Origin of the sequence: uncultured Frigoribacterium sp. (genome assembly GCF_963515265.1) — a bacterium.
Classification (GTDB): Bacteria; Actinomycetota; Actinomycetes; order Actinomycetales; family Microbacteriaceae; genus Frigoribacterium.
In genome coordinates this window covers 1-8,990 of the sequence record NZ_CAUPYL010000100.1, presented here as the reverse complement: position 1 = coordinate 8,990, position 8,990 = coordinate 1, and the positions used below count along the sequence as shown (strand labels likewise).

At 72.6% G+C, this 8,990-nt stretch carries 9 protein-coding genes; all 9 read left to right on the top strand.

Translation table 11 applies throughout. From position 1 onward, the window contains the following. Nucleotides 1-619, top strand: a 619-nt coding sequence (locus RWM17_RS09260; protein ID WP_314102979.1) for a hypothetical protein, incomplete at its 5' end; no start/stop codon positions are given. 28 nt (nucleotides 620-647) lie between these two features. Next, nucleotides 648-1,760 carry a prephenate dehydrogenase gene (locus tag RWM17_RS09255; protein WP_314102985.1) on the top strand — a complete coding sequence of 371 codons (1,113 nt, stop codon included), beginning with the start codon at nucleotides 648-650 and terminating at the stop codon, nucleotides 1,758-1,760. Further along, a complete protein-coding gene (cmk, locus tag RWM17_RS09250) occupies nucleotides 1,757-2,590 on the top strand; it encodes a (d)CMP kinase (RefSeq protein ID WP_399540372.1) in 834 nt (277 codons plus the stop codon). The genes RWM17_RS09255 and cmk overlap by 4 nt, the downstream gene beginning before the upstream one ends. Nucleotides 2,591-2,598: 8 nt before the next feature. Then, on the top strand, nucleotides 2,599-4,107 hold the full coding sequence (der, locus tag RWM17_RS09245; RefSeq protein ID WP_314102977.1) for a ribosome biogenesis GTPase Der: 1,509 nt from the start codon (nucleotides 2,599-2,601) through the stop codon (nucleotides 4,105-4,107). Between the two features lie 144 nt (nucleotides 4,108-4,251). Continuing rightward, nucleotides 4,252-4,560, top strand: coding sequence for a hypothetical protein (locus RWM17_RS09240; protein WP_314102975.1), 309 nt, complete (start codon nucleotides 4,252-4,254; stop codon nucleotides 4,558-4,560). Next, entirely contained in the window at nucleotides 4,557-6,365 is a 1,809-nt protein-coding gene (locus RWM17_RS09235; protein WP_314102974.1) for a hypothetical protein, read from the top strand. The genes RWM17_RS09240 and RWM17_RS09235 overlap by 4 nt, the downstream gene beginning before the upstream one ends. Before the next feature lie 38 nt (nucleotides 6,366-6,403). Next, on the top strand, nucleotides 6,404-6,895 hold the full coding sequence (locus RWM17_RS09230; RefSeq protein WP_314102972.1) for a hypothetical protein: 492 nt from the start codon (nucleotides 6,404-6,406) through the stop codon (nucleotides 6,893-6,895). Nucleotides 6,896-6,948: 53 nt separating this feature from the next. Then, the gene (locus tag RWM17_RS09225; protein WP_399540369.1) at nucleotides 6,949-7,527 is read left to right on the top strand and encodes a hypothetical protein; all 579 of its coding nucleotides are present in this window, start codon (nucleotides 6,949-6,951) and stop codon (nucleotides 7,525-7,527) included. 125 nt (nucleotides 7,528-7,652) lie between these two features. Next, nucleotides 7,653-8,855 carry an MFS transporter gene (locus RWM17_RS09220; RefSeq protein WP_314102971.1) on the top strand — a complete coding sequence of 401 codons (1,203 nt, stop codon included), beginning with the start codon at nucleotides 7,653-7,655 and terminating at the stop codon, nucleotides 8,853-8,855. The last annotated feature ends 135 nt before the right edge of the window (nucleotides 8,856-8,990 follow it).

Below are 8,990 nucleotides of genomic sequence, written 5' to 3'. Positions count from 1 at the left end.
CGCGAGGACCGCAGTGCCCGTGACGGCGACGACCGCGGTGGCTACCAGGGCCGCGACGACCGTGGCGGACGCCCCGAGCGTGGTGGCTACCAGGGTCGCGACGACCGCGGCGGACGCCCGGCCGGTGGCGGCTACCAGGGTCGCGACGACCGCGGTGGGCGCGATGACCGTGGGGGACGCTCCGAGCGCGGCGGCTACCAGGGTCGCGACGACCGTGGCGGACGCCCCGCTGGTGGCGGCTACCAGGGTCGCGATGACCGTGGCGGTCGCCCGGCCGGTGGTGGCTACCAGGGTCGCGATGACCGTGGTGGTCGTCCGGCTGGTGGTGGCTACCAGGGTCGTGACGACCGTGGTGGGCGTCCCGCCGGTGGTGGCTACCAGGGTCGTGACGACCGTGGTGGACGTCCTGCTGGCGGTGGTTACCAGGGTCGCGATGACCGTGGTGGTTACCAGGGTCGCGACGACCGTTCCGGTCGCGACGACCGCGGCGGACGCCCCGAGCGCGGCGGCGACCGTCCGTTCCGTGGCCGCCCCGACGACGGGGGACGTGGCCCCCGCGGGGGCGGGCGGTCGTGACCGACCCGACCCGCGCCTCCTCGACGGACTTCAGCGAAGCTGACCCCAGCACGAGCTCGGCACGCCTCGGCGTGACCGTCGACGACCTCGTCGGCGGCACGCGCCGTCTCGACGGCCAGGTGCGGATCGTGGGCTCCGGCCTGCTCGGCACGAGCATCGGGCTGCGGCTGCGCGAGCACGGCGTCGACGTGATCCTCGACGACGCCTCGCCCGCGGCCCGCAGCCTCGCCGTCGACTACGGCGCAGGTCGCGTCGCCGCCGAGGGCGATGCCCCCGTGCTCGTCGTCGTGGCGGTGCCGCCCGACGTCACGGCCGAGATCGTCCACCGCGAGCTCGACGCGTTCCCGGAGGCGCTGGTCACCGACGTCGCCTCGGTCAAGGTCGCCCCGCTCGACGAGCTCCGTGCCCGTGGGGCCGACGTCTCGCGCTACATCGGCTCGCACCCCATGGCCGGTCGCGAGCGCGGCGGGGCCATCTCGGCCCGCGCCGACCTGTTCGCCGGCCGTCCGTGGGTCATCGCCGGACACGACGACATCAGCTACCGCCGCGCCGCGGCCGTCGAGGACCTCGCCCTCGACCTCGGCGCCACCCCGATCGAGATGACGCCCGAGGAGCACGACGCGGGCGTCGCCCTCGTCAGCCACGTGCCGCAGGTCGTGTCGAGCCTCATGGCGACTCGCCTGCGCGACGCGACCGACGCCTCCCTTGGGCTCGCAGGCGGGGGAGTGCGCGACGTCACGCGCATCGCCGCCAGCGACCCGGCCCTGTGGGTGCAGATCCTCGGCGCCAACGCGTCCCGTGTCGTCGAGGTGCTGCGCGACCTGCGCGACGACCTCGACGGCGTGATCGCGGCGCTCGCCGACCCCTCTGCCCCGGGCGCTCGCCGCACGGTCGCCGAGGCCATCGGCGCCGGCAACACCGGCGTCGCACGCCTGCCCGGCAAGCACGGGCAGTCGACACGGTTCAGCTCGGTCGTCGTCATCGTCGACGACGCCCCGGGCCAGATCGCCCGCCTGCTCGCCGACATCGGCGACATCGGCGTCAACCTGGAAGACCTGCGGCTGGAGCACTCGCCCGGCGCGCAGGTGGGACTCGCGGAGGTCAGCATCGTGCCCGAACAAGAAGAACGACTCGTCGCCGAGCTCGAGGGGCGCGGCTGGACCGTGTCCGGGGCGTTCGCATGAGCGCCGAGGACACTACCGGGCCCGTCGGCTCGGCTGGTTCCGCAGGCTCGCCCGTCGAGCTCGACGTCGAGCGCGCCCCCGGCGAGCACGGTGTCGGCGGCCCCGCCGGCGAGGCGCACACGGCCGAGCTGCGCGAGCGGACCGCGGAGGCGGTGCACCGGCACGTCGTCGTGGCCGTCGACGGTCCGGCCGGCAGCGGCAAGTCCAGCGTGAGCCGCGCCTCCGCCGTGGCCCTCGGCTACGACTACCAGGACACGGGCGCGGCCTACCGCGCCTTCGCCCTGCACGCTCTCGACAGCGGCGTCGACCTCGACGACGCGGACGCCGTGATCGGGGCGCTGCCCTCGTTCGCGTACGCGATCGAGATCGACCCGGCCCGCGCCTCCTCGGTGACCGTGGGAGGCGCGGACGTCACGGACGAGATCCGCACGCCCCGCGTGACCGGCGCCGTCAGCCACGTGGCCAAGCTGCCGGAGGTGCGGCGCTTCATGGTCGACCTGTTCCGTCGCATCATCGCGTCGACCGACCGGCCCGGCATCGTGACCGAGGGCCGCGACATCACCACGGTCGTCGCGCCGGACGCCCAGGTGCGCATCCTGTTGACGGCGAGCGAAGAGGCTAGGATGGCCAGGCGTTCCGCCGAGGTCACCGGGCAGTCCGCCGAGGAGACCGCTCGGCAGCTGTCGACCCGCGACCGGCTGGACAGCAAGGTCGTCGACTTCATGACCGCCGCCGAGGGCGTGTCGACCGTCGACTCCACCCATCTCGACTTCGACCAGACGGTGCAGGCCGTGGTCGAGCTCGTGCGAGCGAGCACCCCCACACGCTAGGAGCCTCCATGGCAGACGATGACAAGTACCCCGAGCTCGACGACCAGATGGTCGGCCGCATCCAGGCGATGCCCGACGAGGACGCGGAGCAGCGTGCCCGCGCCCTGCGTGCCGGTCTGGCCGACTACGAGCTGGACGACGAAGACGTCGACGTCCTCGAGGGCGGCGAGTGGGATCCTGACGCCCTCACCTACGCGCCGGCCCTGCCGGTGCTCGCCATCGTCGGCCGCCCCAACGTCGGCAAGAGCGCCATGGTCAACCGCATCCTCGGCCGCCGCGAGGCCGTCGTCGAGGACAAGCCGGGCGTCACCCGCGACCGCGTCTCGTACAAGGCCGAGTGGGGCGGGCGCCGGTTCACCCTCGTCGACACCGGCGGGTGGGAGCCCGACGCGATCGGCATCGACAAGTCCGTCGCGATGCAGGCCGAGATCGCCGTCGACCTGGCGGACGCCGTGCTGTTCGTCGTCGACGTCAACGTCGGGGCCACGGCCACCGACGAGCACGTCGTCCGCATGCTGCGCGCCTCGCACAAGCCGGTCATCCTGGTCGCGAACAAGAGCGACGACGCCCGCAAGGACCTGGAGGCGGCCTCGCTCTGGTCGCTGGGCCTCGGCGAGCCGTTCCCCGCGTCGGCCCTGCACGGCCGCAACGTCGCCGACCTGCTCGACATGATCATGACGAAGCTCCCCGCCGTCTCGACGGTCGCGAAGGAGGAGATCGGCGGACCCCGCCGCGTCGCCATCCTCGGCCGCCCGAACGTCGGCAAGAGCTCGCTGCTGAACAAGGCCGCGGGCGAGGAGCGCGTCGTCGTCAACGAGCTCGCGGGCACCACCCGCGACCCGGTCGACGAGCAGGTCGAGATCGCCGGTCGGATCTGGACCTTCGTCGACACGGCGGGCATCCGCAAGCGCGTCCACCTGCAGCAGGGCGCCGACTTCTACGCCTCGCTCCGCACCTCCGCAGCGCTCGAGAAGGCCGAGGTCGCCGTCGTCGTCATCGACGTCACCGAGCCCATCTCGACGCAGGATCTGCGGATCATCGACCTGGTGCTCGAGTCGGGCCGTGCGCTCGTGCTCGCCTTCAACAAGTGGGACCTGCTCGACGACGACCGTCGCCGCTACCTCGAGCGCGAGATCGAGCAAGATCTCGACCACGTCTCGTGGGCGCCGCGCGTCAACATCTCGGCCCGCACCGGTCGTCACCTCGAGAAGCTCGTGCCGGCCCTCGAGCTCGCGCTCGAGTCGTGGGACACCCGCATCCCCACCGGCAAGTTCAACGCCCTGCTGGCCGAGCTCGTCGCGGAGCACCCGCACCCGCTGCGCTCGGGCAAGCAGCCCCGCATCCTGTTCGGCACCCAGGCGGCGAACCGCCCGCCGACCTTCGTGCTCTTCACCACCGGGTTCCTCGACCCGCAGTACCGCCGGTTCATCACGCGCCGCCTGCGCGAGATCTTCGGCTTCGAGGGCACCCCGATCACGGTGAACATGCGCGTGCGCGAGAAGCGCAAGCGTCCGTAGCTCGTCTCTCCCTCTGCCCCTGTGGGGTGAACGCCCGGTTGTGGATCCGTCCACGGCCGGGCGTTCGGCGTTGCTAGGGTGATGCCCACGTGAGCCGACATTGACATATCGGGCACAGGATCTTCCACTGACGAGAGGCGAGGCATGGCGGCGACGATCGACGTAGACCTGGATGCGCTGGAGGGGATGGCTGCGGCCGTGCGGACAGCCGGGGAGGGGCTGGCGTTCTCGCACCTCCTGACCGGCGACTGCTCGGCGGCGCTGGGTTCCGGTGGCGTGGCTGGGGTGCTGGGCGAGGTGACCGTGCACCTGGCCCGCCGCGTCGACCTCGCGCTCGAGCTGCTGGGACGGCTCGCGGCGCTGCCGGCCGAGTTCGTCGCCGGCATGCGCGCCGTCGACGAGGGGCTCGCGGCGCAGGCCGGGGGCAGCGCCGGTGCGGGGGCAGCGAGATGAGCGTCGACGAGCTCGACCCCGGCAAGGGCGACCCTGCCGAGATCTCCCGTCTCTCGAGGCGGAGACGAGAGAAGCACGACGACCTCAGCCTCGGCCGGCACCGTCTCGAGAGGTGCCTGGGCTGGGCTGCGACCGAGTGGCGGGCTGAGGCCGGCCGCGCGTTCGGCGACACGGGCGAGGTGCTCGTCGGCGAGCTGGCGACCCTGATGGACGCCGTCGAGCAGCACGGCGTGCTGCTCGAGGCGTACGGAGCCGAGGTCGGCGACATCGCCGCGGTGCAGCGGCTGCTCGAGCTGCGCCGGGGCGAGGTCGACGTGGCCTTGCGACGCGGGGCCGAGTCCCTGCTCGTGCTCGAGGCGGAGGAGGCGATGGTCCCCTCGGTGGGTCTCGGGCTCGGTCTCGGCCTGCGAGACGCCGAGAGGGAGGCTCTTCGTCGCGAGGAGCAGGCCGGCCACGACGAGCTGGCCCGGATAGGGCGGCAGTGGGCCGAGCTGGTCGAGCGACGCGACGCGGCGGACAGCGTCTGCATCGCGGGGCTCTACGAAGCACCGGCGACGAGCGGCTTCTTGAGCGCCTCCGCCGACGTCCGCGAGGCGACGACGCCGGAGCAGGCGCTGCGCCTGCTCGACGGGCTCTCGACCGTCGACCTGGCCCTGCTGTTCGCCGAGCTCCCGCTGCTCGCGACCCTGATCGCCGAGGCCTCGCCGGAGGTGGTGCGCGAGTGGTGGGACTCGCTCGCCCGGCTGCGCCCCGTCTCGGGCGACGGGCTGTCGGCCGCGCAGCAGGCGCTCGTGCTCGCCGTCCCGTGGCTGATCGGCAACCTGGACGGCGTGCCGCCTCGGGCACGGATCCGGGCGAACGCGGTGACGGCGGCCGAGCAGATGGTCGAGAACCAGCGGGTGATCGACGACATCGCCCGGCATCCGCTGGACGATCCTCAGGCCCGTGAGCTGATGGCCGAGCTCGAGCGGGAGAACGCGTACCTGCGCGGCGCGACGGCCGTGCCGCCGACGGTGCAGCTGTACACGTACGACCGGGCGGCGGACAGGATCGTCGAGATGCTCGGGGAGTGGCCCGTCGCCGGTGCCCCGGAGCGGATCTACACGTACGTGCCGGGGACGTCCGCGCAGATGGGGGACTTCTGGGCGGACGGAACGGGTCTCCGGGCGTTCTCGCGTCGGCTGATGGCCGACGACGAGGTCGACAGCGTCGCGTTCATCTACAAGGACGGGCGGTTCCCCGGGGGCGGTGAAGGGGAGTTCCCGCTCGAGAAGAAGAACATCCTGGCTGCCCTCGCGCAGGCGAACTCCTCGGCGTTCGCCCGTGAGTCAGGTGAGCGCCTCGCGGCGTTCCGGGCCGGACTCGACGCCGGCGGGGCGGCGATCGATTCGCCGCCTCCTCGCTCGGTCGGGATCGGTCACAGCTGGGGCGCGGCCAACATCCTGGCGTCGGAGCTCGCGGGCGCGAAGTTCGACCACGTCGTTTCGCTCGCCGGGGCGGGCGCCGTGCAGGAGTGGGCCGGCTCGCCGGACACCGAGTACGACTCGTTCCGCTACGACGACGCACTCGGTGTGGTGCAGGCGACGGGCGTCGTCTACCGGCACCACAACCCCCAGTACCTCGCCGAGTTCGAGCGGCACGTGTACGAGAGCGACGCCGACCGCGCCACGAAGTGGAACTCGCCCCTCTTCCTCCGAGTCGCGACGTTGCTCGTCAACCACGGGCTGATCGCGAGTGACTCGCGGCAGAACCAACAGGTCATCCGCGACGTCCTCAAAGAGCTGCGCTCGGTGGACCCGCAGTGAGGGCGGCCTGGACTGCTGGAGGGGCGGCGATGCTTGCCGTGGTCCTGACCGCGAGCCTGGGAGGATGCTCGTGGAGACAGGCGTCCAACGGCGCGGGGGCGAGAACGCAGATCTCGCAGCAGACCCTCGCCGAGATCAGGGTCGTCGTCAAGGAGATCGAGCGGGAGGTGGCCGCTTTCGTTCCGCCGGACCTCGTCACGGGCGAAGTCGAGTCGACCAGTGGTTCGCTCACCGGCTGCTCCCCAGGAGCGGCGAGCTGGGGGAGCCACACGGCGTTGCCGGTGAGCAGGCCTCCGGCATTCCGAGAGCTCGCGGACGACCTGCGGGAGCACTGGGCGCGCGCCGGTGACTTCGATGTCGAGCTGACGGAGGGCTCCACCGGTGAGCCGCGGCTCATCCTCAGGAGCCCCGTCCTCGGCAACTACTACGTCGAGATGATCGAGGAGTTCCTCCAGGTCGCCTCGTTCTCGACGTGCTTCGCCTACGACGCGGAACGCGACGGCTACGACTGGGAGATCGGAGCAGAGTGACGGGAACACACTGATGCATGGGGCACGATGGGGTGGTGCGAACGGTGCGGACGGTGCGAGGCGAGGTGGTCGGGCCCCGGGACGGTGTGGACGCGACCAGTACCCTCAGCGACTCCGCCGACCGGCTGTGGAGGCGCCTCCGGCTGGACAGGATCGCCGGAGGACGTCAGGCCCAGCACGTCATCCACGAGGACATGCGCGAGCACCCGCGCACAGTGCGGGCCTTCATGGGCATCCGGTGGCTGCTGCTCGGCGAGACCGTCGTCGGGCTCACCGCGATCTTCATCGCCGCCGTGCTGTGGAGCCGGGGCGAGCACGTGCCGTGGGCCGTGTGGTTCCGCTCGACCGTGGTGCTCTTCATCACGGCGTCGCTCTACGTCTTCGCCTGGCGGGCCCAGCTCGGCTACTGGTGGGCGTACTCGCGGCTGCGGCTCTTCAGCCGGATCTTTCCGATCGTGACGCTGATCGTCGCGACGATCCCCGGGCTCTACCCCGGCTGGATGGTCGTCGAGCAGATCGTGTTCTCGTTGCTGATGATCGGCATCGGCGACCTGCTGACGACGGACCACATGCGGGCGGCGTTCCCGCGACCGGCAGCGTCGACGGCGTCTGGCGCCGATCACCCCTCCTGACCGGGCGAGTTCGTCGGCGGCGGGCGGTCGTGACGGCCCGTGTGCGACGAACTCGCCCGCCGGTGCGCCCGAAGCTGGCCCACGCGGGGCACGAGCCGGCGTGGAGGCGCGCTAGCGTCGCGCTCATGCCCCACGCTCAGCGCCTCGCGTTCTGGACCTGCGCCTCCGTCCTCGCCCTCGCCTTGTGGACGAGCGGCGCCGCGACGCCGGTCTACCCGCTCTACGCGACCGACTGGCAGCTCACGCCGTTCGTGACGACCGCGATCTTCGCCGTGTACCCGCTCGTGCTCGTCGTCGTGCTGCTCGTCTTCGGCAGCCTGAGCGACACCATCGGTCGCCGGGCGAGCATCCTGCTCGGCGTCAGCGCCTCCATCGTCGGGGTGCTGCTCTTCGCGCTGGCGCCGAACGTCGGCTGGGTCCTGGTCGGGCGGGCGTTCATGGGCCTCGGCGTCGGACTGTCGCTCAGCCCCGCCACCGCCGCCATGATCGACATCGCCGGGCCGGTCAACTCCGCCCGCACGGGAGCGATCAGCACCGCCTCCACCGCAGTCGGCCTCGTCTTCGCGACCCTGCTCGGCGGTGCGCTCGTCCAGTACGCGCCGGAGCCGTTGCACCTCACCTACTGGGTGCTGCTCGTCGTCGAGCTCGGAGTGCTGGCGCTCGTGTGGCGCCTGCCCCGCGACCGGGACGCGACGGCCGGGCGCTGGCGGCCACGGGGGCTGAGCGTGCCGCGGGGGCTCCTCGGGGTGGTGGGCGCCGCGGCCGTCTGTGTCAGCGCCTCCTACGCCCTGGGTGCGGTGGTGCTGTCGCTCGGTGCCGAGATCGGGACGACGTTGATCGGCAGCTCCAACGCGTTCGTGACCGGCGCGATCATCGCGTTGTCGATGGTCGTCATCGCGGTCGTGGCGCTCGCGTCGCGGCGGGTGCCGGTCGTGATCGCGGTCGTCGTGGCGGCGGTCGCGACCGCGGCGAGCTTCACCGCGCTGGTGCTGGCTGCGGCACAGCAGTCGCTCGCGCTGTTCTTGGTGTTCTGCGTGCTGTCGGGGGTCGGCTACAGCCTGTTCTTCGCGTCGGGGCTCGGGCTCGTGTCGCGGTTCGCTCCCGAGCACCACCGTGCCGGGACGCTCTCGGCCGTGTACCTCGTCGCCTACCTGGTGCAGGGGGCGACGGCGCTGTGGCTCGGCGCGCAGGCGACGCGCGGAGGGTTGGAGAGCGCGGTCGACGTCGGGGCTCCCGCGATCGTGGGGCTGGCGCTCGCCGCGATGGTGGCGGTGGTGGTCGTGATGGGCGGACGGCGCCGGCGCGAGCGCGAGCGCCTGGCCGCGTAGGAGGCGCGGGAGTCGGGCCGAGCGCGTTCGCCGCGTCTCGCACCCCGGAGTGGGGGGGGGGGGGGGGGCGCGGGGGGGGGGGGGGGGGGGCCAACCCCGCGGGCCGGGGGGGGGGGGGGCCCCGGGCGCGGGGGG